This is a genomic window from Halorussus marinus (assembly GCF_004521895.1).
Taxonomy (GTDB): Archaea; Halobacteriota; Halobacteria; order Halobacteriales; family Haladaptataceae; genus Halorussus; species Halorussus marinus.
Map to the genome: position 1 here is coordinate 57,224 of NZ_SBIR01000001.1, position 23,807 is coordinate 81,030.

At 68.5% G+C, this 23,807-nt stretch carries 23 protein-coding genes; 12 read left to right on the forward strand and 11 right to left on the reverse strand.

Translation table 11 applies throughout. The annotated features are described in order from the left end of the window. Positions 1-23: 23 nt before the first annotated feature. Positions 24-1,448 (reverse strand): amidohydrolase family protein, encoded by a 1,425-nt coding sequence (locus EPL04_RS00265; RefSeq protein ID WP_134668353.1) that lies wholly within the window; start codon positions 1,446-1,448, stop codon positions 24-26. A gap of 135 nt (positions 1,449-1,583) precedes the next feature. On the opposite strand from EPL04_RS00265, the gene EPL04_RS00270 reads away from it, so the two are divergent. After that, complete coding sequence (locus EPL04_RS00270; RefSeq protein WP_134668355.1) at positions 1,584-2,576, forward strand: radical SAM protein; 993 nt, start codon at positions 1,584-1,586, stop codon at positions 2,574-2,576. 60 nt (positions 2,577-2,636) lie between these two features. Here the strand turns inward: EPL04_RS00270 and prf1 are convergent, their stop codons facing one another. After that, entirely contained in the window at positions 2,637-3,878 is a 1,242-nt protein-coding gene (gene prf1, locus EPL04_RS00275) for a peptide chain release factor aRF-1 (protein ID WP_134668357.1), read from the reverse strand. 233 nt (positions 3,879-4,111) lie between these two features. On the opposite strand from prf1, the gene minD reads away from it, so the two are divergent. Next, the gene (minD, locus tag EPL04_RS00280) at positions 4,112-5,830 is read left to right on the forward strand and encodes a cell division ATPase MinD (protein WP_134668359.1); all 1,719 of its coding nucleotides are present in this window, start codon (positions 4,112-4,114) and stop codon (positions 5,828-5,830) included. A gap of 148 nt (positions 5,831-5,978) precedes the next feature. Here the strand turns inward: minD and argS are convergent, their stop codons facing one another. The 4 genes from argS to EPL04_RS00295 form a co-directional block, all read right to left on the reverse strand. Continuing rightward, positions 5,979-7,751 carry an arginine--tRNA ligase gene (argS, locus tag EPL04_RS00285; RefSeq protein ID WP_134668361.1) on the reverse strand — a complete coding sequence of 591 codons (1,773 nt, stop codon included), beginning with the start codon at positions 7,749-7,751 and terminating at the stop codon, positions 5,979-5,981. A gap of 151 nt (positions 7,752-7,902) precedes the next feature. Further along, the gene (locus EPL04_RS00290) at positions 7,903-9,465 is read right to left on the reverse strand and encodes a Na+/H+ antiporter NhaC family protein (protein ID WP_134668363.1); all 1,563 of its coding nucleotides are present in this window, start codon (positions 9,463-9,465) and stop codon (positions 7,903-7,905) included. A gap of 29 nt (positions 9,466-9,494) precedes the next feature. Then, entirely contained in the window at positions 9,495-9,716 is a 222-nt protein-coding gene (locus EPL04_RS19485; protein ID WP_394345871.1) for a hypothetical protein, read from the reverse strand. 228 nt (positions 9,717-9,944) lie between these two features. Continuing rightward, the gene (locus tag EPL04_RS00295) at positions 9,945-11,957 is read right to left on the reverse strand and encodes an outer membrane protein assembly factor BamB family protein (RefSeq protein WP_134668364.1); all 2,013 of its coding nucleotides are present in this window, start codon (positions 11,955-11,957) and stop codon (positions 9,945-9,947) included. 100 nt (positions 11,958-12,057) lie between these two features. On the opposite strand from EPL04_RS00295, the gene twy1 reads away from it, so the two are divergent. Then, positions 12,058-13,035, forward strand: coding sequence for a 4-demethylwyosine synthase TYW1 (gene twy1 / locus EPL04_RS00300; RefSeq protein WP_134668366.1), 978 nt, complete (start codon positions 12,058-12,060; stop codon positions 13,033-13,035). Between the two features lies 1 nt (position 13,036). Here twy1 and EPL04_RS00305 read toward each other — a convergent pair whose 3' ends face one another. Further along, entirely contained in the window at positions 13,037-13,399 is a 363-nt protein-coding gene (locus EPL04_RS00305; RefSeq protein ID WP_134668368.1) for a cupin domain-containing protein, read from the reverse strand. Between the two features lie 171 nt (positions 13,400-13,570). Between EPL04_RS00305 and EPL04_RS00310 the strand changes: the two genes are divergently transcribed. From EPL04_RS00310 to EPL04_RS00320, 3 genes are all read left to right on the forward strand, one after another. Then, entirely contained in the window at positions 13,571-14,278 is a 708-nt protein-coding gene (locus tag EPL04_RS00310; RefSeq protein ID WP_134668370.1) for a DUF120 domain-containing protein, read from the forward strand. Then, positions 14,275-14,931, forward strand: a complete 657-nt coding sequence (gene ribB / locus EPL04_RS00315; RefSeq protein WP_134668372.1) for a 3,4-dihydroxy-2-butanone-4-phosphate synthase — start codon at positions 14,275-14,277, stop codon at positions 14,929-14,931. Before EPL04_RS00310 ends, ribB begins: the two co-directional genes overlap by 4 nt. 65 nt (positions 14,932-14,996) lie before the next feature. Next, positions 14,997-15,932 (forward strand): branched-chain amino acid transaminase, encoded by a 936-nt coding sequence (locus EPL04_RS00320; protein WP_134668374.1) that lies wholly within the window; start codon positions 14,997-14,999, stop codon positions 15,930-15,932. A gap of 42 nt (positions 15,933-15,974) precedes the next feature. Here EPL04_RS00320 and EPL04_RS00325 read toward each other — a convergent pair whose 3' ends face one another. Both EPL04_RS00325 and EPL04_RS00330 read right to left on the reverse strand, forming a co-directional pair. After that, positions 15,975-16,586: a DUF502 domain-containing protein gene (locus tag EPL04_RS00325; RefSeq protein ID WP_134668376.1), complete on the reverse strand. Its 612-nt coding sequence runs from the start codon at positions 16,584-16,586 to the stop codon at positions 15,975-15,977. A gap of 67 nt (positions 16,587-16,653) precedes the next feature. Next, positions 16,654-17,490 (reverse strand): proline dehydrogenase family protein, encoded by an 837-nt coding sequence (locus EPL04_RS00330; protein WP_134668378.1) that lies wholly within the window; start codon positions 17,488-17,490, stop codon positions 16,654-16,656. Positions 17,491-17,859: 369 nt separating this feature from the next. Here EPL04_RS00330 and EPL04_RS00335 point away from each other — a divergent pair, with 369 nt between their 5' ends. Beyond that, positions 17,860-18,219: a hypothetical protein gene (locus tag EPL04_RS00335; RefSeq protein ID WP_134668379.1), complete on the forward strand. Its 360-nt coding sequence runs from the start codon at positions 17,860-17,862 to the stop codon at positions 18,217-18,219. A gap of 11 nt (positions 18,220-18,230) precedes the next feature. Next, on the forward strand, positions 18,231-18,794 hold the full coding sequence (locus tag EPL04_RS00340; RefSeq protein ID WP_134668381.1) for a hypothetical protein: 564 nt from the start codon (positions 18,231-18,233) through the stop codon (positions 18,792-18,794). A gap of 28 nt (positions 18,795-18,822) precedes the next feature. Here EPL04_RS00340 and EPL04_RS18520 read toward each other — a convergent pair whose 3' ends face one another. Further along, positions 18,823-19,344 carry a metal-dependent hydrolase gene (locus tag EPL04_RS18520; RefSeq protein ID WP_167599378.1) on the reverse strand — a complete coding sequence of 174 codons (522 nt, stop codon included), beginning with the start codon at positions 19,342-19,344 and terminating at the stop codon, positions 18,823-18,825. Between the two features lie 62 nt (positions 19,345-19,406). Then, complete coding sequence (locus tag EPL04_RS18525) at positions 19,407-19,610, reverse strand: hypothetical protein (protein WP_167599379.1); 204 nt, start codon at positions 19,608-19,610, stop codon at positions 19,407-19,409. 101 nt (positions 19,611-19,711) lie between these two features. Between EPL04_RS18525 and EPL04_RS00350 the strand changes: the two genes are divergently transcribed. The 4 genes from EPL04_RS00350 (at position 19,712) to EPL04_RS00365 (ending at position 23,657) form a co-directional block, all read left to right on the forward strand. Next, positions 19,712-20,257, forward strand: a complete 546-nt coding sequence (locus EPL04_RS00350; RefSeq protein WP_134668385.1) for a CDP-2,3-bis-(O-geranylgeranyl)-sn-glycerol synthase — start codon at positions 19,712-19,714, stop codon at positions 20,255-20,257. A gap of 498 nt (positions 20,258-20,755) precedes the next feature. Then, a complete protein-coding gene (pyrE, locus tag EPL04_RS00355) occupies positions 20,756-21,277 on the forward strand; it encodes an orotate phosphoribosyltransferase (RefSeq protein WP_134668387.1) in 522 nt (173 codons plus the stop codon). A gap of 82 nt (positions 21,278-21,359) precedes the next feature. Beyond that, on the forward strand, positions 21,360-22,076 hold the full coding sequence (locus EPL04_RS00360) for a phosphoribosyltransferase family protein (protein WP_134668388.1): 717 nt from the start codon (positions 21,360-21,362) through the stop codon (positions 22,074-22,076). A gap of 111 nt (positions 22,077-22,187) precedes the next feature. Then, on the forward strand, positions 22,188-23,657 hold the full coding sequence (locus EPL04_RS00365) for an NCS2 family permease (protein ID WP_134668390.1): 1,470 nt from the start codon (positions 22,188-22,190) through the stop codon (positions 23,655-23,657). Positions 23,658-23,807 lie beyond the last annotated feature (150 nt).

Below are 23,807 nucleotides of genomic sequence, written 5' to 3' on the forward strand. Positions count from 1 at the left end.
CCGGAGGATCCCGCGGCTCGGAGCTACAACCACCCCGCCTCGGCCCGCGCGACCAGTTCCGAGTCGGCCGCCCGCCAGTCGTCCTCGGCGTCGGCGAAGACTCGCTCGGCGCGTTCGCTCGCGTCCGCGACGACGGCTTCGGGGTCCGCGTCCACGAACTCGCCGTCGCGAACGATCGGGTCGCCGGCGACGAACACGTCCCGGACCTCCCGGCCGGTGGTCGAGTGGACGAGGTTCGGGACCGCGGTGTGGAGCGGCTCGGAGACGGTCGGCGCGACCCCGAGCGCGTCGACGTCGACGGTGATCACGTCGGCGGCGGTGCCGGCTTCGAGCGTGCCGACCGCGTCGGCGATCCCGAGCGCCTTCGCGCCCTCGACGGTCGCCAGCTCCAGCGCCCGCCACGCGGGCAGGGCGGTCGGATCGCCGGCCTCGACCTTCGAGAGGAGGCTCGCGGTCCGGGCCTCCCTGAGCAGATTGTGGTGTCCCGGGCCCGGCGCCTGATCGGTGCCGACGCCCGCGACCCCGCCGCGCTCGACGTAGTCGGCGACCGGGGGCACCTCGCCGTCGATCATGCCGATAGAACTCGGACACGCGAGCATGCGGGCGCCGGCCTCGACCAGTCGCTCGCGCTCGGCCGGGGTCGTCCCGTGGCAGTGGACCGCGACCAGAAAGTCGTCGACCGCCCCGTGGTCGTCGAGGGCCGAGACGGTGGTCTCGCCGTCGCCGTACCGCTCCTCGATCTGGAGGCGTTCGCGCTCGCCCTGCGCGACGTGCATGTGGACGTCCCGACCGTGCTCGCGGGCCCGGTCGCAGATCTCCCCGAGCAACTCGGGCGAGACCATATCGAGCGCCTGCGGTCCGTAGGCGGGCTCGACGAGCGGGTCGTCGCCGTACCGATCGAACAGCGCCTCCGCGCGGTCGAGCGCGGCCTCGCCCTGCTCGCGGTCGAAGGGGTAGAGCTCTCGGGGCCCGAGATCGGCGCGGTCGTCGGGCACCTCGTTGATCGTCTCGATCGCGACCGTCCGCACGCCCAGGGGCCGGTACACCTCCTCGACGAGCCGGCCGACCTCGCCCGCGTACTCGCCGATCGTAGTGACGCCGCCCCGGACCGCCTCCAGCACGCCGAGTCTGGCCCCGACCGCTTCGTCCTCGTCGGTCATGTGGTTCGCGAGCGGGCCGAGCGCGCGGTTCATCCACTCGATCTCGGGCACGTCCTGTGCGCCCCCGCGCACGAGCGTGTGGCGGGTGTGTGCGTGGGCGTTCACGAGCCCGGGCATCGTGACCGTCCCCGACCCGTCGATGCGGGTTTCGGCGCTCGCGTCGACGTCGTCGGTCGGTCCGACGTACGCGATCTCGCCGCCGGCGATCCCGAGCGCGCCGTCCTCGACGATGCCGAGCGTCTCGTCGCGAAACGTGAGTAGCGTGGTACCGTGGATCAGGGTATCCATACTCGTGATCTCGTAACCACGGCGCTTAACGTTCAGGGTGGCGGAAGACGGCGATCCGGGCACGGACGGTTCAGCCGCCGCGAAAGCCAATGCGCACAGTTTTTCAGCGTCGGCCCGGTAGAGGGAGACAACGAAATGATCTCGAAGGGCTGCGAACAGTGCGCCGAGGGGGGCAAGATGGTGCTGTTCGTCTACGGCTACTGCGACCAGCGCGACTGCTTTTACTGTCCGCTCGGCGAGAACCGGAAGAACGTCACCGACGTGTACGCCAACGAGCGGAAGGTCGAGTCCGACGAGGACGTCCTCACCGAGGCAAAGCGCATGGACGCGCTCGGCACCTCGATCACGGGCGGCGAGCCCCAGGAAGCGATGAACAAGACGTGTCGGTACCTCTCGTTGCTCAAAGACGAGTTCGGCGAGGACCACCACACCCACCTCTACACGGGCATCACGGGGGGCCGCGAGAACATGCGCCGGCTCTCGGAGGCCGGCCTCGACGAGATCCGGTTCCACCCGCCGCTGGAGCTGTGGGGCGACATGCACGGCACCGAGTGGGAGGAGATCCTCTACATCGCCCGCGAGGAGGGGCTGACCCCCGCGTTCGAGATCCCGGGCATCCGCGCCGAGGAGGAGTTTCTGGAGTTCTTAGACGAGGGGGCCGCGGAGTTCTGCAACATCAACGAGTTCGAGATGAGCGACGGCAACTTCCGCCGGATGCAAGAGGAAGGCTACGAGCTTCAGGACGGCCACATGAGCGCGGTCGAGGGCTCGAAGGAGATTCTCGACAGGATGGGCGACCACGACCGGGTCTACTTCTGTACCTCCGTGTTCAAAGACGCCGCCCAGCACCGCAACCGGATGAAGCGAATGGCCCGCAACATCCGCCGGGAGTTCGACGAGGTGACCGACGACGGCACGCTGGTCTACGGCAAGACGTGGGAGACCGAACAGCGCCTCGACGAACTCGGGGTCCCCGAGGAGTTCTACAGCGTCAAGTCCGACCACGTCGAGCTCGCGTGGTGGCTGCTCGAGGAGATGATCGACGAAGGCGATCTCGAAGAGGGCGAGATCGTCGAGCAGTACCCCACCTACGACGGGCAGGTCGTCGAGCGGACGCCGCTGGCGTAGTCGTCCGGTGCGGACGGACGAGCGTGGCGCGTCTGGCCGTCTTTCGGGTCGAGGGCGGCTTTAGACGCCGGTCGAGTAGCGTAGAATTCCGGCGACGCCGCCGAACGCCGACTGGAGCTGTTCGCCCTTCTCGAAGTCCGTGGAGATGAACTTCGTCTCGGTGCCGCGCTGTCCGGCGATGTTCATCAGGTACTCGATGGCGTCCTCGCGCTCGACGATCTCGGCGTCCTCGCCGCTCTCGCAGGTGTGGTCGGGCGTGTCCTCGCGCTGGTCGACGAACTCGAACTCCTCTTTCTCGCCGCAGTCGTAGACCACCACGTCCTTGCGGAGGTCCTCCGAGAGCAACAGCCGGTCGACCGACCCCATCACGAGGTTCTTCCGGGTCGGCTCGAACCCGTAGGTCGCCTTGTTGCCCTCGTGGAGCTGGCGGAAGAACTCCTCCATCTCCTTTTTGTCTTTCATCACCTCGGCGTCCGCGAGGGCGTCCTCGGCGTTGTCGACCAGATCGTAGAGCCCCGACTCGTCGGTGTAGGCCACGTCGAACTTGCCGAGCACCTTCTGCTGGATCTCGTGGTGGAGGTAGTCGCCGTCGAGGAACTCGTCTTTGGTCGGCGAGGGGCCGCCGACGAGCACGCCGTCGATGTTCTCGCGCTCGGGGACGAACAGGTCGTTGGCCATCTCGGCGACCTCCTGATAGAAGTTGTCGATGGCTTCGAGCCGCAGGCGGGCGAACCGCTGGGCGGACTGGCCCCCTTTCCGCTGTTTGCCCGGCACCAGCGACGAGGCGGACTTGACCGGCTCGACGCGCTTGCCCCGGAGCCAGCCGACGTTGGCCTCGCGCCGGTCGAGCACGATGAGGCCGTACAGCCCCTTGTCGGCCAGCATCTGTTCGAGGGGGTCGGTCAGGAACGCCGAGTCGCAGTGGTACCGGAACGACTCGATGGGTTGGGGCGGGTCTTCGAGCACCTTCGTGACCATGTCGGTCCGGCCGCCGCCCGAGTCGATCGCGCCGCTGAAGATGACCAGCCCGTTGTCCGGCGGGAAGGTGTCGTAGTAGCGGAGCCGGTCTTTGATCGAGGTGAGCGCGTCCTGAACGTTCGTGCGGGTCTGTTTGGACTTGATGTTGCTCGCCTCGCTGTGCTCTTGGGTGACGTGGGCGACCACGTCGCTGATCTGCTTGTCCGGCGGGATGTAGATCGTTACGAGCTGGGTCCCCGAGCCCTCGTAGTCTTTGAGGTCCTCGATGACCCTTCGGAACTCGTATTTTTTCCGGTCGGACTGCTCGTCCTCCTGCTCACTCATTGCTACGTTGTAGGCCCTCCAGAGGGTAAGTAACCTTTGACCTGCGAGCCGCGCGTTGCGGCCGCACGCGCCCGATTGGAACACGCTAGAGGCCGCCCCGGGCGGTGACCGGACCCCGCGTCTGTCGCGCGTCGGACGCGCGGCGCGCGCCGCGGCCGAATCGGGGCGAACGCGTCGGCGATCACGGAGTAATTTTATATGCGCATCGTGGTTCGGTTGGGACAACGAATATCATGTCCGACACGGTTTACGCGATAGCGAGCGGGAAAGGAGGTGTCGGAAAGACGACGACCGCGATCAACCTCGGCGCGATGCTGGCCGACCGGGGCCACTCGGTCGTCGTCGTCGACACCGACCTCGGGATGGCGAACCTCGCGGGCTTTCTCGACTTCGACGTCGAGAGCCCGACCCTCCACGAGGTGCTGGCCGAGGAGGCCGACGCCGACGAGGCGATCTACGAGGCGCCCGGCGGCATCGACGTCCTCCCCAGCGCCACCGACATCGAGGCGTTCGCCAAGTCGAACCCGGCGAACCTCACCCACGTCGTCGAGCCCCTGCGCGAGGCCTACGACTACGTGTTGCTCGACACGGGCGCGGGGGTCAGCTACGACACGCTGGTGCCGCTGGCGCTGGCCGACGCCACGCTGTTGGTCGCCACCCCGGACGTCGCCTCGGTGCGGGACACCGCCAAGACGGGCGAGCTCTCGGCCCGCGTCGGCACCGAAGTCGTCGGCGCGGTGCTGACCCAGCGTTCGAGCAACATCCTCAACGCCGACGACGTGGAGTCGACGCTCGGCACCGAGGTGCTCGTGGTGGTGCCCTCCGACGAGGCGGTGCCGATGGGCATCGACGCCGGCCGACCGCTCGCGTCGTTCGCGCCGAACGCGCCGGCCGGGCAGGCCTACCGGGAGCTCGCCGCGGTGCTGATCGGCGACGCCGAGCCCGACCCGGAACTCGAACTCGACGAGCAAGAGCCCGACGACGACCGAGTCACCCCCGAGACGCTGACCGAAGGCGTCGACCGCGAGGTCGAAACGCCCCTCGCCGGCGCCGAGGTGGCCGAGAACGTCCGGGAGGCCGTCGACGGCGACGAGGACCCGCGGGGCCTGCTCGGCGGCGAACTGGCGAAGGCGGCCGACGAGATCCGACGGGAGGCCGCCGGGGAGGCCACGCCGGGCGAGGACGAGGCCGCCGGGGACGACGCCGCGGAGCCGGTCCCCGACCCCGACGAATCGCGCTCCGCCGCCGACGAATCGCGCTCCGACGTCGACGAGTCGCTGTTCGACGTCGACGACCGGCGCCCGGACGAAGCCGGGGCAAGCGAGGACGGGGCTCCCGACTCGGCGAGCGCCGAGGGATCGGACGTGGCGCCAGCCGACGACGTCGACGACGACGCCCGGAGCGTCGACGACCTCCTCGAACAGCACCTCGACGAGGACCGACTGGGCGACGACGAGCCGACGTCTGAGGGGGCGTCGGCCTCCGAATCAGGTGCGGGCGGCTTCGAGGAGGGGTCGGCGATCGAGACCGACCCCTTCGAGGACGCTGAGGAAGGCGGTGATCCGTTGGCCGAAGACGACGCCGACGGTCCGCTCGCCGAAAACGAGGGCGGCGATCTGCTCGCCGAAGACGACGCCGACGACCCGTTGGCCGACGCCGAGAAATCCGACCCGCTCTCCGAGGCACGCGAGGAGGCCGGACTCGATTCGGAGGTGGATGGGACCGACCCGGCCCCGGACGCGGATGCGAGCGGTCCCGACGACTCGACGCCCGACGCGCTCGACGCCGAGTCCGAAGCGGTCCCGTTCACCCGCGACCGCCCCGACACCGGCCCGTCGACCGACGACGAGTCCGACCCCGACGCGACCACGGACGCCGAAGAGAGCGACTCTGACGACGACGCCGAGGCGAGCGACGGGGTGCTCGGGCGCCTCGGCTCGCTGTTCCGCTGACTGGGACACCGAGCGCTCGCCGTCCCGCGTCGAGTGCAGGGTCGAGACGCCGGCCCTGCTCCGGCGCGGTGGGGTCCGTTGGGCTCGTGGCGATTCTGGTCGGCGCCGCCGGCCGCCGGGGGCGTTCGGCGTTAAGTTCCCGGCTCGATCACATCGACCGCGGCGCGGCCACGCCGAGCACGCCCAGCGCGTTCCCGACGGCGTGTTTCGCCGCCGCGACGAGCGCGAGGCGTGCGTCCCGCAGATCGTCGTCGACGTCGTCGCGGAGCACCGGACACTCCCGGTAGAACGTGTTGAACGTGTCGGCGATCTCGCGGGTGTAGGTCGCGACGACGTGGGGTTCGAGGTCCTCGGCGGCCGCCTCGATCACCGCGGGGAAGCGCGCGACGACTTCGAGCAGTTCGCGCTCCGCCTCGGCGTCCAGCACCGAGGCGTCGACGCCGGCGAGGGCGCCGTCGGTGTCGGCCGAATCGAGCCCGGCCTCTTCGAGGATTCCGCAACAGCGGGCGTGGACGTACTGGACGTACGGCGCGCTCTGGGCCTCGAAGTCGAGCGCGCGGTCCCACTCGAAGGTGATCGCCTTCGCGGGCTGTTTCGAGACGATGTCGTACCGAACCGCGCCGATGCCGACCTGCTCGGCGATGCGCTCGACGTCGTCGTCGGTCAGGTCGTCGTCGCGGATCCGGTCGTCGAGCCTGTCTTCGACCTCCTCGCGGGCGCGGTCGACCGCCTCGTCGAGCAGGTCGTCGAGGTCGATGCCCGTGCCGGCGCGGGTCGACATCTTCCCCTCCGGGAGGTTGACGTACGAGTAGATGACCTGCCGGAGCTGGTCGGTGTCGTTGTCAAGCAGGTCGAGCGTCGCCCGCATCTGGTCGGCCTGGAGCTTGTGGTCCTCGCCGAGCACCGTCACCGCGCGGTCGTAGTTCTGGAACTTCCACTCGTGGTGGGCGAGGTCCCGGGTGGCGTAGAGAGTGGTGCCGTCCGACCGGAGGAACACGAAGTTCTTCTCGATGTCGTAGGCCGCCAGATCGAGTTGCCAGGCCTCGTCCTCGTAGACCGCCTCGTCGAGGTCCTGAAGCCGGTCGACCACGTCGTCGACCGAGCCGTCGCGGATGAACCGGGTCTCCTTGACGAACTCGTCGAACTCCGCGGGGAGCCGCCCCAGGCTCTCGCGCATGCCGCCGAGCACGGTGTCGACGACCTCGCCGACGCGGTCGTAGGTCTCCTCGTCGCCGGCTTCGAGCCCCTGCATGATCGCGGTGATCTCCTCCTCGGCGGCCTCGACCTCGTCGGGGTCGCCGTCTTCGAGCACCTCGTTGCCTTTCCGGTAGTAGCGCACGAGGTCGTAGTCGGCCTTCTCGCGCTCGGGATCGGGCAGGTCGTCCTCGTCGAACGTCTCGTAGGCCCAGGTGAACACGGCCATCTGGCGCCCCGCGTCGTTGACGTAGTAGTGGCGGTCGACGTCGTAGCCCGCGAAGTCGAGCACTCGGGCGACCGCGTCGCCCACGATGGGGTTGCGCGCCCGGCCGACGTGGACCGGGCCGGTCGGGTTCGCGGAGGTGTGTTCGACCACCGCGGACTCGCCGGTGGGGTCGAGCCGGCCGAACGTCTCGGACTGGGCCGCCTCGACGGTGCCCTCGTAGTAGGCGTCGCTCGCCCGGAAGTTGACGTAGGGGCCCTGTGCGGTCGCCGCCTCGACGAGATCGTACTCGGCGGCGTCGATCTCGTCGGCGATCCGGCCGGCGACCTGCGGCGGGGGCGCACCGACCTCGCCCGCGAGCCGGAACGCCGCGCTCGCGGCCAGCACGGCGTCGACGCCCTCGGGCGGGTCCTCGATGCCGAGGTCGTCTGTCGGGAGGTCGAGCGCGTCGAGCGCGGAGGTGAGCGCCGCCGCCACCTCGTCGCGGAACTGGAGATACATGCTACGAGCTTTTCGACCGGCGGGTAAATGGGTTTCTGAAGCGTGTGACCCCGTCCGCGCGGTCCGATCCGACGCCGACGCGCCGGCGCGAGTCGCGGACGAACCGGTTAGCCGTGGGCGTCGGCGCTCGCCGACGACGCGGCCGGCCCGGTCAGTCGGCGTCCGAGCCGAAGACCCGGGGCATCGCGACCGTGGTCCGCTCGGAGAGCACGTACGCCGCGACACCGAGCGCGACGACGCCGACCGCGAGCAGGGGCAGCGGCGAGACGTCGTACCCGCTCGCGAGGAACAGCCCCGTCGCGACGGTGCCACAGAGAAGCGCGTACGGGATCTGGGTGTTGACGTGGTCGACGTGGTCGGCCCCGGCGAACATCGACGACATCACCGTCGTGTCGCTGATCGGCGAGCAGTGGTCTCCAAAGAGCGACCCGGTGAGGATGGCGCCGATCGCGCCCGGGAGCGGCGCCCCGAGGTTGAACGCGAGCGGGACGGCCACCGGGAACATGATCCCCATCGTCCCCCACGAGGTGCCGATGCTGAACGAGATGATGGCCGCCGCGACGAAGACCACCGCGGGGAGGAGCTCGGGCGTGATGACGCCCTCGGCGACGGCGACGACGTACTCGCCGACGCCGAGCGCCTCGCTGACCGACCCGATGGTCCACGCCAGCGAGAGCACGGCGACCGGGAAGATCACCATGCTGAACCCCTCGAAGATGGAGTCGCTGACCGCCTCCAGCCCGACGCGGGCGTGCCCGACGAGGATGGCGAGCAGGAGTCCGCAGGCCGAAAAGACGCCCCAGAGGATGGCGTCGGCGGTCGCGGCGTCCTTCAGCGCCTCGACGGGCGCGACGCCCGGCCACCCGCCGGAGGTCAGGAGGCCGAGTCCCGTGACGGCCACGAGCGCGACGATGGGCGCCGCGAAGTACCACCAGCGCGAATCGACGTGGTCGGGCGTCACGATGTCCTCCTCGCGGGTCTCGAGCAGGGGGTCCGCGTCGTCCCGGAGGACCTTCCCCGTCTCCTTCGCGCGGGTCTCTGCGCGCTTCATCGGGCCGAAGCTCCACCCGGTGGTGACGGTGATGAAGACGAGCACCACCGCGAGGAGGCTGTAGAACCGGAACGGGATGCTCTGGAGGAACACCACGAACGCGCTCTGGTCGATGCCGAGCGCCGAGAACTGCTCTTTGATGAGCCCGACCTCGAAGCCGACCCACGTCGAGACGACGGCGACGCTGACGACGGGCGAGGTGGTCGAGTCGAGCAGGTATGCGAGCTTCTCGCGGCTGATGTCGAACTTGTCGGTGATCGGCCGCATCACCGATCCGGTTATCATCGTACTCGCGTACGAGTCGACGAAGATGAGCATTCCGAGGATGCTGGTCCCGAGCTCGGCCTGCCTGCGGGTTCGAATCCGGGCGATGATGCGCTCGGCGAGGGCCTTCATCCCGCCAGAGAGGAATATCATCCCGAGCATCGCTCCGGAGAGGAACGTGAACAGGAGGAGTTTGCTGTTGAACGATGCGGTGATGTTGTCGATGACCAACTGGAGGGAGTAGGCCGCCCCGGTGATCGGGTTCCAGCCAACCAGAATGGTCGCACCGATCCAGATGCCCGCAAACAGCGACAGCAACACCTGCCTGCTCACCAGCGTCAGCACGATGGCGAACAGCGCCGGCAGCAGGCTGATGATGCCGTACGTTTCAGATGCCATTACGCTCGGGCAGTTTCCAAGTAGGAAAGTTAAAACTTGTTCAATTGCACCGCTCGAAATAGATAGATAATCAACAATTCCTCCCCGATCGGCAGACTCGACACAACTACAGTGTCGCAAACGGCCCGGTCGCGGGGCGCCTCGACAGTGCCCTCGTAGTAGGCGTCGCTCGCCCGGAAGTTGACGTAGGGGCCCTGTGCGGTCGCCGCCTCGACGAGATCGTACTCGGCGGCGTCGATCTCGTCGGCGATCCGGCCGGCGACCTGCGGCGGGGGCGCGCCGACCCCGCCCGCGAGCTCGCCGCCGCGCTCGCGGCCAGCACGGCGTCGACGCCCTCGGGCGGGTCCTCGATGCCGAGGTCGCCTGTCGGGAGGTCGAGCGCGTCGAGCGCGGAGGCCAGCGCCGCCGCCACCTCCTCGCGGAACTGGAGGGACATGCTACGAGCTTTTCGACCGGCATAACGGGGCTCCTGAACCGCGTTACCCCTCGAGCGCGGCCCATCGGAGCGCGTCGGCAAACGCGAGCGCCGAGTCGTAGCGCTCGGCAGGGTCGGCGGCGAGCGCGCGGGACGCGACGCCGGTGAGCTCGCCGCCGCGATCGTCGGCGAGCAGGCGGTCCGCGAGCGCACCGAGCTGGTAGACGTCGACGGTCTCGGGTGCGGGGTCGTCTTCGGGCGGAGCGGACCGATCGGACCCGTCCAACCCCGCGGCGAGCCCCCAGTCACCCACCAGAACGTCGTCGCCTGCGATCCAGACGCTCTCGGGGGTCAACCGCCCGTGGACGGCGCCATCGCGGTGGGCCCGGTGGACCGCTTCGGCGGCCGCGGCGACCGCGCGGGCGATCCACTCGATCGACCGATCTGCCGCGCGGGCGTCGAGCGTCGTTTCGACGGGGTCGGTCACCGCCCACGGCTCGGGGTCGACGCCCCACGCCCGCACGCTGAGAACTCCCGAGGTGCCGAGATCGCTCCACGTCGCGAGCGCGTCGGCGAACGCGTCGTCGTCGACCGCGTCGCCGTACCGGTGGAGCGAGACCCGCTGGTCGGCGGGCGTCCGGGCTCGTCGAACGTCAGCGAGGGCGGTCTCGGCGATCCGTTCGCCGGGTTCGAGGTCGCCGATGTCCATCGACGCGTCGGGAGTCGAGTCGTCTCGACCGAACCGGCGGTACGCGCCGGCGAGCACCGCCGCGCCGACCGCGCCGCCGACCGCGAGCCCCGCGGTCGACGAGAGGGCGCGGTAGGCGTCGTAGAGCGGCGTCGACTCGGGCGGCGAGACGGCGAGGACGGTCCCGGAGACTGTCCCGAGATAGAGCGTTCTCCGGTCGAGGCGGGGGAGATACGTCAGTTCCCCGGGGTACTCGAACCGCCACTTCGGCGCGCCGGTATCCGCGTTCACCCCGTACAGCCCGTCGTCGTGACTGTGTACGACGGCGGTGCCGTCGGCGATCCCGATCAGGTAGGCGGCCGCCTCGCGCCCGGTCGCGAACCGCCAGCGCTCGGTCCCGTCCGCCGGCGCGAGCGCGGCCACGAACCCCTGCCCGCTGGCGTACACCGCGTCGCCGACCCGGCGCGGCCGCCAGTCCAATTGGGCGCCCGCGTCGAACCGCCACCGCTCGGCGCCGTCGGACGGCGAGACCGCCCGGACGACCGACCCGTCGTTGAGATACGCGCCGTCGTCGGTCACTGTCCCCGGGAGGCCGTAGGCCTCGTCCTCGCCGGTCGACACGCGCCAGCGTCGGGTCCCCTCCCGGTCGAACGCGTGGAGGGCCGCCCGCGCGGCGTCCCAGACGAACACGCGGTTCTCAGTCGCGCCCGCCGTCGAGATGTGGGGATAGGACGAGCCGTAGCCGGCGTCCTTGACCGGCTGAAACCGCTCGCGCCACCGGACGCGGCCGTCGGCCGCCGAGAGCGCGTACAGTTCACCCTCCGTCGTGCCGAGGTACGCGCGTTCGCCGTCGGACACCAGATCCGTCCAGGGAAACCCCTCGGCGTCTGTGAACCGCCACCGCTCCCGACCGTCCCGGATCGAGAGCGCGACGATACCGCCGTCACGCTCCACGAGGACCGTTTCCGACAGCGTCCCGTAGACGGCGGGGTTCTCGCTCCCGTCGAAGCGCCACCGGACCGCCCCGGTCGCGGCGTCGAGCGCGACGAGCCCGCTCGCGTCGACCACGAGGGCCAGCCCCGCCGCGAAGACCGCGTAGGGGCGAGTCTGGGAGCCGCGGCTCTCGACCTCGTACCGCCAGCGCTCCGCGCCGTCGGTCGAGATGCCCGCGACCCCTCGCTCGGTGACGGCGGTCAGCACGCCGCCTGTCGCGCCAAGAAGCGTCGCGGAGTCGCCCGCGTCGGTCGACCACCGAACCGTCGCCTCGGGGACGAAGGGGTGGTCGGTGATCGCGTCGGTCGCGTTCGTCACCTGCCAACTGCCGAGACTCGCGGCCGAGGCGGCGAGGCCCGCGCCGAGGAGCTCGCGTCTGTTGGGGGACCGCGTCATCACCGTAAACCGGTCACTCGACCTACATTTCACTTCCTATCCGGGGCGACGGCCAGAACACCGACACCTTTTGGGCGTCGCCCGCATACCACGGTCCACCATGAGCGACTCGTCGGGACCCAAGCAGGTGGACTCTCCGGACTACCACAGCGAGAACCACACCGCGGCCCAGACCTGCGGCTGGACCGCCAACGCCCTGCGCGGGGAGGGCAAGTGCTACAAGAACATCTTCTACGGCATCGAGTCCCACCGGTGTATCCAGATGACGCCGGTCGTCAAGTGCAACGAGCGGTGCGTCTTCTGCTGGCGCGACCACGCGGGCCACGCCTACGAGCTCGGCGACGTCGAGTGGGACGATCCCGAGGCGGTCGTCGACGCCAGCATCGAGCTCCAGCAGAAGCTCCTGTCGGGGTTCGGCGGCAACGACGAGGTCCCCCGCGAGGTGTTCGAACAGAGCATGGAACCGCGCCACGTCGCGATCAGCCTCGACGGCGAGCCGACCCTCTACCCCTACCTGCCCGAGCTCATCGAGGCGTTCCACGACCGCGACATCACCACCTTCCTCGTCTCGAACGGCACGCGCCCCGAAGTCATCCGGGAGTGTGACCCCACCCAGCTGTACGTCAGCGTCGACGCCCCGGAACGGGCCACCTTCGACGAAGTCGTGAAGGCCATGGAAGACGACGCGTGGGAGAAGCTCGTCGACACCATGGACGTGCTCGCGGACAAAGACGAGACCCGGACCGTGCTCCGGACGACGCTGGTGGGCGGGGAGAACGTCCGCCATCCGGAGTGGTACGCCGGGTTCTACCGGCGGGCCGACCCCGACTTCGTGGAGCTCAAATCCTACATGCACGTCGGCGAGTCGCGAGACCGCGTGGCGCGGTCGTCGATGCTCGACCACGACGACGTCGTGGCGTTCGCCGAGGAGATTCAGGCCCACATGCCCGACCACGACTACCTGAAGGAGGTGCCGGTCTCGCGGGTGGCGCTGTTGTCGAAGACCGACGAGACGTGGGTGCCGAAGCTGAACAAAGAAAGCGACTTCTGGGCGCGCGACCCCGTCACCGGCGACTGACTCACACCCGTTCGAGCTCCTCCTCGGTCGCCTCGCTCTCGACGTCGCCCGTGTTTCGCGTCTCGGTCGGCTCGAACAGCAGGACCTCGACTTCCGACGGCGCGACGGGTCGGTGTTCGACGCCCGCGGGGACGACCAGCAACTCGCCTTCGCCCAGCACCGCGTCCTCGCGCTCGCGGAACTCGACCCGGAGTTCGCCGGTCCGGACCAGAAAGAGCTCGTCGGCCTCCTCGTGGGAGTGCCAGACGAACTCCCCGTCGAGCTTGGCGAGCTTGACCGCCTGTCCGTTGAGTTCGGCCGCGATCCGCGGCGACCAGTGGTCGTCGAACGAGTCGAACGCCGCCTCGAGGTTCACCGTCTCCATGAGCGAGGGGTGGCGCTCGACCCGGAAAGCTCTGGGGGCGGCCCCGAAGGGAAACGACTACGTGGTGGCGGACCCGACTTTCACGTCCGACGGCGCGCGCCTCTCCGTTCCAATTCTGAGAAACGTACCGCATCCGTTATCCTTAAACCGCGAGCGACCGGAGTTTCACCTATGTCAACGACCCAGCCGCGTGCGGTCGGCTACGACGAGCTCGCGGCGCTGAAGCTGCTCGCCCTCGACGGCGGACTGGAGGGCGAAGTCAAGATCTCGTGCTCGGCGCTCGCCGAGCGCCTCGACGCGTCGAACCAGACCGCCTCGCGTCGGCTCCAGGGGCTCGACGAGGCCGGGCTGGTCGAGCGCGAGATGGTCAGCGACGGCCAGTGGGTCTCGGTCACCGAGGACGGCGAGTGGGCGCTCAAACGCGAGTACGAGGACTACCGGCGCATCTTCAAGGGGCCCGCCGGCGTCGACCTGACCGGCACCGTCACCAGCGGGATGGGCGAGGGCCGCCACTACATCTCGCTGTCGGGCTACATGGCTCAGTTCGAGGATCGACTCGGCTACGAGCCGTTCCTCGGCACCCTCAACGTCGAACTGACCGACGAGAGCGTCCGCGCCCGGTCGGCGATGGAGGCCATGGAGCCGGTGGCCATCGACGGATGGGAGGACGACGAGCGAACCTACGGCCCCGCTGTCTGCTACCCCGCCGTGGTCGAGACGCGAGACGGCGAGACCTACGAGCAGGCCCACACCATCGCGCCCGAACGCACCCACCACGAGGACGACCAACTCGAGATCATCGCCCCGGACAAGCTCCGCGAGGAACTCGGACTCGACGACGGCGACCACGTCACCGTCCACATCGAGGAGGGGCCATGAGCCGCGCCGCCGCGGGCGTCGAGGCCGCTGTCGAGGCGTTCCGGGAGGGATCGCCGGTGCTCGTCCACGACGCCGCCGACCGGGAAGGCGAGACCGATCTGATCTACCCGGCGGGCGCGGTCGGCCCCGCCGACGTCTCCCGACTGCGCAACGACGCCGGCGGCCTGATCTGCGTCGCGCTCGCCGACGAGGTGGCCGAGGCGTTCGACCTGCCGTTCCTCGAAGACGCGCTCGACCATCCGGCGAGCGCGAGCCACGATCTGGGCTACGACGAGCGGTCGTCGTTCTCGTTGCCGGTGAACCACCGGGACACCTACACCGGGATCACCGACGAGGACCGCGCGAGAACCATCGCCGAACTCGCCGCGGCGGCCGCCGATCCCGACGGCACCGACTTCGCCGCCGAGTTCCGCGCGCCGGGTCACGTCAACGTCCTTCGGGCGGCCCCGGACCTGCTGGCCGACCGCGAGGGCCACACCGAACTGGGAATCGCACTGGCCGCCGCCGCGGACCGCGAGCCCGCGGTCGTGGTCTGTGAGATGCTCGACGACGAGACCGGCGGGGCGCTCTCGCCGGCCGACGCCCGGGCGTACGCCGACCGGTACGGCTTCCCGTATCTGGAGGGGTCGGACATCGTCGGCTACGTCGACTGAGCCCGCGTCGATTCGCGGTGCGAACCGTCAACACTCATTACGGAGGCGTGCGTTCGTCGGGACGTATGAGCTTCGACGAGATGGACGTGGACACGATCTGGATGGACGGAGAGTTCGTCGACTGGGAGGACGCACAGATCCACGTCCTCACGCACGCACTGCACTACGGAACCGGCGTCTTCGAGGGCGTTCGCGCCTACGAGACCGAGAACGGCACCGCGATCTTCCGGTGGGAGGAACACCTCGACCGGCTGTACAACTCGTGTAAGCCCTACGACCTCGACATCGGCTACGATCGCGAGGAGCTGACCGAGGCGACCGAGCGGCTCGTCCGCGAGCAGGACCTCGGTTCGTGTTACATCCGCCCGATCGTCTTCTACGGCTACGACAGCCTCGGTGTCAGCCCCGGCGACAACCCGACTCGGACCGCGATCGCGGCGTGGCCGTGGGGCACCTACCTCGGCGAGGACGCCCTCGAAAACGGCGTCGAGGTGATGGTTTCGTCGTGGCGCAAGCACGCCTCCAGCCAGATCCCGACCAACGCCAAGACCACCGGCCTGTACGTCAACAGCATGCTCGCGGGCGAGGAGGCCCGCCGGAACGGCTTCGCCGAGGCGATCGTGCTCAACAAGGAGGGCGACGTCGCGGAGGGGCCGGGCGAGAACCTGTTCATGGTTCGTGACGGCGAGATATTCACCCCCGGGCTCGCCGAGAGCATCCTCGATGGCATCACCCGCGACACCGTCATCACGCTGGCCGAGGAGCGGGGCTACACCGTCCACGATCAGGCGACGATCTCGCGGGGCGAACTCAACACCGCCGACGAGCTGTTCTTCACCGGGTCGGCCGCGGAGGTCACGCCGATCCGGCGGGTCGACAACGTCGAGATCGGCGACGGCAGTCGGGGCCCGGTGACCGAGGAGCTCCAGACCGCCTTCTTCGACCTCGTCGAACGGCGCACCGACGACCACGACGAGTGGTTCAGCTACGTCGGCGAGTAGTCGTCGCCGTCGACGCGTAGTCGAGCGAGTTCGATCGCTCGCTCACCGCGAGGGCGGCGATTCGGCGGTCTTCTCGTCCTCGACGTCGATGGGGATGCCCGACTCGCTTGTCTCGCCGAACCCCGCGCTCAGGACCCGGGTGAGCGCGTCCTCGACGCTCTCGTCGGTCTCCTCGAAGCGGCTGGGCTCGACCTCGACCACGAACCCGGTGGTGATGTTCGGCGCGGTCGGCAAAAACAGCATCTCGCGGCCGTCGTCGGTGGTCTTGCCCGTCTTGAACGCGGTCATCCGCATCCCGTTCCACGTCTCGAGTTTGACCGGGGCCTGCAGATCGGTCGTGTCCGAAAACGCGGTCTCGGCCGCCATCTTCGAGGCGTTGTAGATGACCCGGAGGCCGGGGACCCGGTTCATCACGCCGTCGATGATCCCCTCGACGAGCGAGCCGACGGCGGTCCGCATCATGTAGCCGACGCTCAACACGAGCAGGCTGAACACGATCAGGACGGTCAACACGCGCAACGACTCGGGGGTCATGTCCTGGAGGAACGGGAGGCCGGCGATCTTGAGATAGAGCCACGCGACGATGTAGGTCGTGACCATGATGGGCGCGAGAACGATGAGACCGCTGGCGATGTCGCGTTTCCACGAGGACATTTGTAGGCAACATCCGACCCCAGGATTATAAACTAGATGCTATCGCGAGCCCGCCCGATCGCGGAGTTCACCCGCCGATGATCGCCCGGGCCGCGAACAGGAGGTTCTCCTTGCGCTCCATCACGCGCCGGTAGAAGTACGACAGCCACTTGCCGCCGTACGGGACGTACTGGTAGACCTCGTACTCCTCGGCGAGGTCGTACTGGGCGTCCTCGCGGACGCCCATCAGCATCTGGATCTCGAAGTCGGTGCCGTACTCGTCGTGGAGGTCTTTCGCCAGCGAGATCATCGCCGGATCGTGGCTCCCGACCGCGATCCCGCCCTCGAAGTGCTCGAACATGTACTCGAGGTACTCCTCGTAGGCCGCGTCGACCGCCGATTTCTCGGTGAGCGCGACCGATTCGGGCTCGTCGTACGCGCCCTTGACGAGCCGAACCTTCCCCGGCACGTCCGCGAGTCGTTCGAGGTCGTCGGCGGTCCGGTGCAGGTTCGCCTGAATGCAGACTCCGACCCCGCCCTCGTGTTTGCGCGCGAGCTCCTCGTAGGCGTCGAGGGTCGCGTCGGTCGTGGTGTGGTCCTCCATGTCGATCCAGACGAACAGGTCCCGTTCGGCGGCGTGGTCGACGATGCGCTCGACGTTCTCGCGGAACACCTGCGTCCCCGCGTCGAGCCCGATCTGGGAGGGTTTGACCGAGACGCAGGCGCCGAGGCCCGACCCGTCGATTCCCTCCAACAGCCGGAGGTACGCCTCGGCGTCCTCGTCGGCGGGTCCGCGGTCGTGGTAGTGTTCCCCGAGCAGATTCAGGATGACCTTGACGTTTCGGTCGTTGAGCTCTCGGGTGTGGTCGAGCGCCTCGGCGGGGGTCTCGCCTGCCACGAACTTGCTCGCGATTGGCGGGATCATTATCGGGGCTTAGTACCCACTTGACTTATACGATGGGCATTCGAAGCCCCGTCGACGACCGTCTCAGATCGTTTCTCCCGGCAAAACGCTCCGGCTTCGGTTCGGACAGACCGAAGCTATCCGACGCCGAAAGGGGCCGTTTGCTGTTGTCAACTCTGATTACGCGCCGAAACCGTGCTCGAACGGTCACGTTACGCTGGGACCGCCGAGACCGCTTCGGATCGCCGCCGCGAGCGTCGCATACTCGAGTAAAGCCGAATTTCGCCGTTTAAGCCGGATCTTACAGTTGCAACGGCCAACGACGTTTTCCGTCCAACCGGGTATAACCGCAGTCGGATCGCACCCGACCAGCGATCGCGACACAGACCCATGCAAGAAAACAGCATCTCGTCCGAGTCAAGCGACACAGCGCTCCAAGACGTCGGTGCCGGTGGCGAAGGGTACATGTTCAACAATCAGTTCCAGCCGGACGCTCAGTTCGTCGTGGTGACGCCCGCATTGGACTGGGCGCCCGAAGGGGCCGGCGAGGGACAGTTCGGGACCGCGTTCAACACCCGGATCGTCCAGTACGTCGGCGCGGCCAACCAGTTCGCGTTCCTGTTCCCGTACGAGGACGCGGAGGTCTCGGAGGGCCAGCGGTACACGCTCGGTGGCGACTGGGCGGACATCGAAGATCAGGCCGACGACGGCACCGTGAACTTCGTGAACGTGACGTTCAATCCCGCGTAGACGACTCAACCATGACAGACAACGACACCACGCTCGATCCGATAGTGAGTGAATCGACGCGTCGAACGTTCCTGAAGGCCGGTGCGGTCGCGTCGGGAAGTGTCGCGCTCGGCTTCTCCGGATTCGGGAGCGTCGCGGCTCAGGACGACGCCGGCGGTGTGGGAGTGATGCTCAACAGCCAGTTCTCGGGCGGCGCGCGGTTCACCGTCGCGTCCGACTCACTCGGCTGGGCGCCCATCGAGAGCGAGTTCGACGGGACGCAGTACGACACCCGCGTCATCAACTACGACTGGTCTTCCGGTGCGTACGCGATGCTGTTCGTCCCGCAGGAAGCCGGCCTGCAGGAGGGCGAAGCCTACGAGTTCAGTACCGGTATCGAAGCCGTCGACGTCGACGAGGGAGTGCTCGACGGCGACCTCCTCTTCGACGACGCCGGCGAGGTCGGGCTGGTCGGGGTGGAGTTCTCGCCGATCCAGTCGGACGCGACGGCGAACGGAAACCAGACGACGGGCGACGAGACCACCGGCACCGAAACGACCGCTCTCGAGACCGCGACGACCGAACCGACCGAGTAGCCCGATCGACCCTCTCGGTCGTCGGCGATCAGGCGTCGCGCGCGCCGACCCGGTGGTGTGTGACCGTCTGGGCCGCGAGCCCCCCGATCAAAAAGACGAGATTCCGGATCGGCGCCCCCAGATCGAACACCTCGACGCGGAGCTTTCGCTCGAAGACCGGCCAGAACGGACTGACCGGCTGTGTTCCCGGTAGCAACACGAGCACGTCGGCGACGACGTGGCTCGATGTCCCCACGAACAGCCCGATGGCCGCCCAGACGAAGACGGCGTTCGCGGTGAGCCTCACCGACCGCGGTTCGCCCGCGACCCGGACATACGCGACGAACGCGCCGGCCGCCAGCACGCCGCCGCCGACGCCCGCGACCGCCGCGAACAGGAACGTGTGGGTCACGCCGTGATGGGTGACGTACGGGAGGTGGTTGTCCAGATCCGGGAGGAGACCGACCACCAAGACGAACGCCGAGACGACGGTGCCCGGTTTCCGACCGAGGACGAACGGGATCGGGACCGCGAACAGCATCGCGACGCCGTAGTGACCCGCGGGATACATACCGGATTTTGGTACTGCCCTGAGGCGGTTAACAGTTACCACCGTCTGGCGATCCGCCGGGCTCACGGTCGGCCCAAGAGGTCGAGTCGGTCGAGCCCCCACGCCCCAAGCCCGAGGCCCGCGATCAGCGCCGTCCCGAACAGGAACAGGGGCAGGACTCGCCCCGGGAGCGGCCCCTCGAACGGGCCGAACGCCAGCTTCCAGACCGCATACGAGGTGAGCGTCGTCCCCACGAGCACCGCGAGGGGTTCGATCGCGTCGGACATCTTCCAGAGAGCGACGACCTCCGTCCGCAAGGGGGCTACGGCCGCTCGTCGACCGCTCCGAACTCCCGGCGCTTAAGGTCTCGGCGTTCGCGTACTCGGTCATGAGCCTCTTCGAGACGATCGCGGTCGCGCTGTGGGCGATGCTCCCCGCCTACGTGCCGAACAACGCCGCCGTCCTCGCGGGCGGCGGCCGCCCCATCGACGGCGGTCGGACGTGGGGTGACCGGCGACTCCTCGGCGACGGGAAGACGTGGCGGGGGACGGCGGTCGGCGTCGCGGCGGGCGCGGCGCTGGCGGTCGCGCTCTCGGCGCTCGCACCGGCGGCGTCGGCGGCTGTCGGCGTCGATTTCCCGACCTTCCCCGCCGCGGTCGCGGTCGCCCTGCCGGCCGGTGCGATGGCGGGGGACATCGCCGCCTCCTTCCTGAAGCGCCGGACGGGTCGCGAGCGCGGCGCGGCGTTCCCCGGGCTCGACCAGCTCGATTTCGTGGTGTTCTCGCTACTGTTCGCGTTCGTCGCCGCGCCCGCGTGGTTCGGCGCGGTGTTCACGCTCCCGGTGTTGGCGGTCGTGGTCGTCGCGACGCCCCTGTTGCACGTCGGGACGAACGCCGTCGCGTACGCCCTCGGGCTGAAAAACGAGCCGTGGTAAGACGACCTTTTAGTGCGGGCGCGCCACGAGCGCCGCGCCCTCCCAAGCGCTCGATCAAAAACACCGGGAGAGCTTCGCTCTCCCGAGCCTGCGTTCACTCCGTTCACGCAGACACGGCGTCACCGCCTCAGTCACACCTTTGCTTCGCTCGGGTGTTTCTTTGACGGTTCCTTGGTCCGCTCGCGCGTCGCGGTCCGAGAGAGCGACGCTCTCTCGTCATCACGAAAGGCGATGCCTTCGAACAACTTCGCTCCTCGCTCGCGGTAGTGTGGGTCATCCCCAACTGAAACGTTCGGCCGAGCGACCCGGTCTGACTTAGATTCGCTCCGTAGATTTATAACCGAAGCCGGGACCAACTCGGGGAACGCCGATGGCTCCGAAACGCATCCTCCGAATCATCGCCTTCGCGTTCGCTGTCGGTCCGTTCGGTACCCTCGTTCGAGCGGAGCCGACGCAAAGGGCACATTTTTTCACGCCCGCCGCCCCCACTACTCTCCGATGGCCAACGAGGAACTCATCGCGGCGCTCAGGGAGGCCGAGGCGGTCAAGTACGGCGAGTTCGAACTCTCTCACGGCGGGACCAGCGACTACTACGTCGACAAGTACCTGTTCGAGACCGACCCGCGGTGTCTCGAACTCGTCGCCGAGGCGTTCGCCGAGCGCGTCGGGGAGACGAAGCTCGCGGGCGTCGCGCTCGGGGCGGTGCCGCTGGTCGCGGTCACCAGCGTCGAGACCGGCAACCCCTACGTCATCGCCCGCAAACAGCAAAAGGAGTACGGCACGGCCAACCTCATCGAGGGCCGACTCGACGAGGGCGAGGAGGTCGTCGTGCTCGAAGACATCGCCACCACCGGCCAGAGCGCGGCCGACGCCGTCGAGGCGCTCCGCGAGGCGGGAGCGACCGTCGACCGGGTCGTCGTCGTCGTGGACCGCGAGGAGGGCGCAACCGAGAACCTCGCGGAGTACGACGTCGAACTCGAATCGCTGCTCACCGCCTCGGAACTGCTCGACGCGGAGTGAGTTGGTCGATTACGCACCTCTGGTCTATCTCTGCTGGAATCACTTCGAGGTATTCAAGTTCGTGGGATGAGTGTGGCGGGGTATGAACCGCGCAGAGAAGGCGAACCTCCAGTTGCGGGCGGTCGCCGTGCTTCGGATGCTGAAGGAGACGCGAACGTACGACGAACTCGCGGCGGTGACCGACCTCCCGGCCGGCGATCTGAACCGCTACGTCAACGGCCACGTCCTGCCGAGTCTCGACCGGGCCGAGGAGATCGTCGGCGGCGTCGGCCGCGACGAACTGGCGGCCGAACTCGAGGCCCGCGTCCGGGTCGACGGCGAGGGGTACGTCGACAACTCCGCGGTCGTGTTCGACCAGTCGTTTCTCGATCTGGTCGCGCCGGTCGCCGCCGAGGCGTTCGGGTTCGACCGCCCCGACGTGGTGCTGACCGCCGCCACCGACGGCATCACCCTCGGGGCGGCGATGGCCGACTACTTCGGCGCCCGGGTCGCCTACGCGAAAAAGTCAAAGGAGACCGCCGTCGAGGAGTTCATCGAGTCCCGCCAGCGCCTCCAGTCGGGGATCGAACTCACGTACTACCTGCCCGCCTCGGCCATCGACGCCGGCGACACCGTGCTGGTCGTCGACGACCTGATCCGGTCGGGCGAGACCCAAGAACTGTTGCTCGACATCGCCGAGCGCGCGGACGCGAGCGTCGGCGGCGTGTTCACGCTCATCGCCGTCGGCGACGAGGGACTCGAACGCGCCGAGGGCCGGACCGCCGCTCCGGTCGGCGCGCTGACGACGTACGAGGCCTGACGCCGACCCGGCGCCGTTCGCGGGCCGCGTGATATCCATATTTGTGTATATGTGGGGTTTCTCTATGGTAACGGTTAAATAACGCGTCGGGAGTATGCTCACTCGTGCATTATGGGAGCTAACGACGCTACCGACGAGTCGTCGGGTGCGCTGGCGGAGTACTTCGACTTCGAGGAGCACGGAACCGACCTCCGGACGGAGATCCTTGCGGGACTGACCACGTTCCTGTCGATGAGCTACATCGTGGTGGTCAACCCGGACATCCTCGCGGCCGCCATTCAGATCGATGGCGTCGGCCCCGACCGGACGTTCCAGATGCTCGCGGTCGTGACCATCATCGCGGCCGCGGCCGCGACGCTCGTGATGGCGCTGTACGCCAAGCGGCCGTTCGCGCAGGCGCCGGGGCTCGGGCTCAACGCCTTCTTCGCGTTCACGGTGGTGCTCGGGCTCGGGATCGACTGGCAGACCGCGCTCGCGGCCGTCGTGGTCGAGGGCGTCGTCTTCATCGCGCTCACCGCGGTCGGCGCCCGCGAGTACATCATCCGGCTCTTTCCCGAACCGGTCAAACTCGCGGTCGGTGCGGGCATCGGGCTCTTTCTCGCCATCATCGGACTGGAGGAGATGCGGGTGGTGGCGGGCGACGCCGCGACGTTCCTGACGTTCAATCCGGTGTTCGCCTCCGATCCGGTCGCGATCGTCTCGGTGGTCGGCCTGTTCGTCACGCTCGCGCTCTACGCCCGGGGCGTTCGGGGTTCGATCGTCTCGGGCATCGTCTTCACGTCGGTGCTCGGCTACGCCGTCGCGTGGCTGGGCTACTCGGCGTACCCGGCCGACGCCGACGCGCTCGCGGAGATGGGCGTTACCCTCGTCGACGTCGCGCTCGCGCCGAACGCACCCGTCACCTACGACGCCGCGAGCTACAACATCGCGCCGCTCGCCGGCGCGTTCGTCTCCGGGCTCCAGAACATCGAGGCGTTCTCGTTCGCGCTCATCGTCTTCACCTTCTTTTTCGTGGACTTCTTCGACACCGCGGGGACGCTCACCGGCGTCTCGCAGGCCGCGGGCTTCCTCGACGACGACGGCAACCTCCCCGAGATGGACAAGCCCCTGATGGCCGACGCGGTCGGCACCACGGTCGGCGGCATGCTCGGGACCTCGACCGTTACGACCTACATCGAGTCGGCGACCGGCGTCGAGGAGGGCGGTCGAACCGGCATGACCGCGCTCGTGGTCGCACTGCTGTTTCTGGCCTCGCTCGCGGTCGTGCCCCTCGCGGTCGCGGTCCCCTCCTACGCCTCGCACCTCGTGCTCGTCGTGGTGGGAGTCATCATGCTCTCGAACGTCGCCGAGATCGCGTGGGACGACATCACCTACACCATCCCGGCCGCGCTCACCATCTTCGTGATGCCGTTTACCTTCTCCATCGCCTACGGCATCGCCGCGGGGATCATCTCGTACCCGATCGTGAAGCTCGCGGCCGGTGAACTCGGCGACACTCGTCCCGGCCACTGGGCGCTCGCCGCGGCGTTCGTCCTCTACTTCTTCGTGCGCACGAGCGGGCTCCTCGCCGGTAGCGTCTGACCCGACGCCCGGATCGTTCTCGTTTCGGGCCGCTTGTCTCGGCGGGACACGCCGGTCGACGAGTACGGCGGGGTTCGGCGGCCGTCGCCTCGATCGCGACGAGCGTCCGCCGGCGAGGCCGAGCCGTGAGGACCGACTCTCAGTCTGACG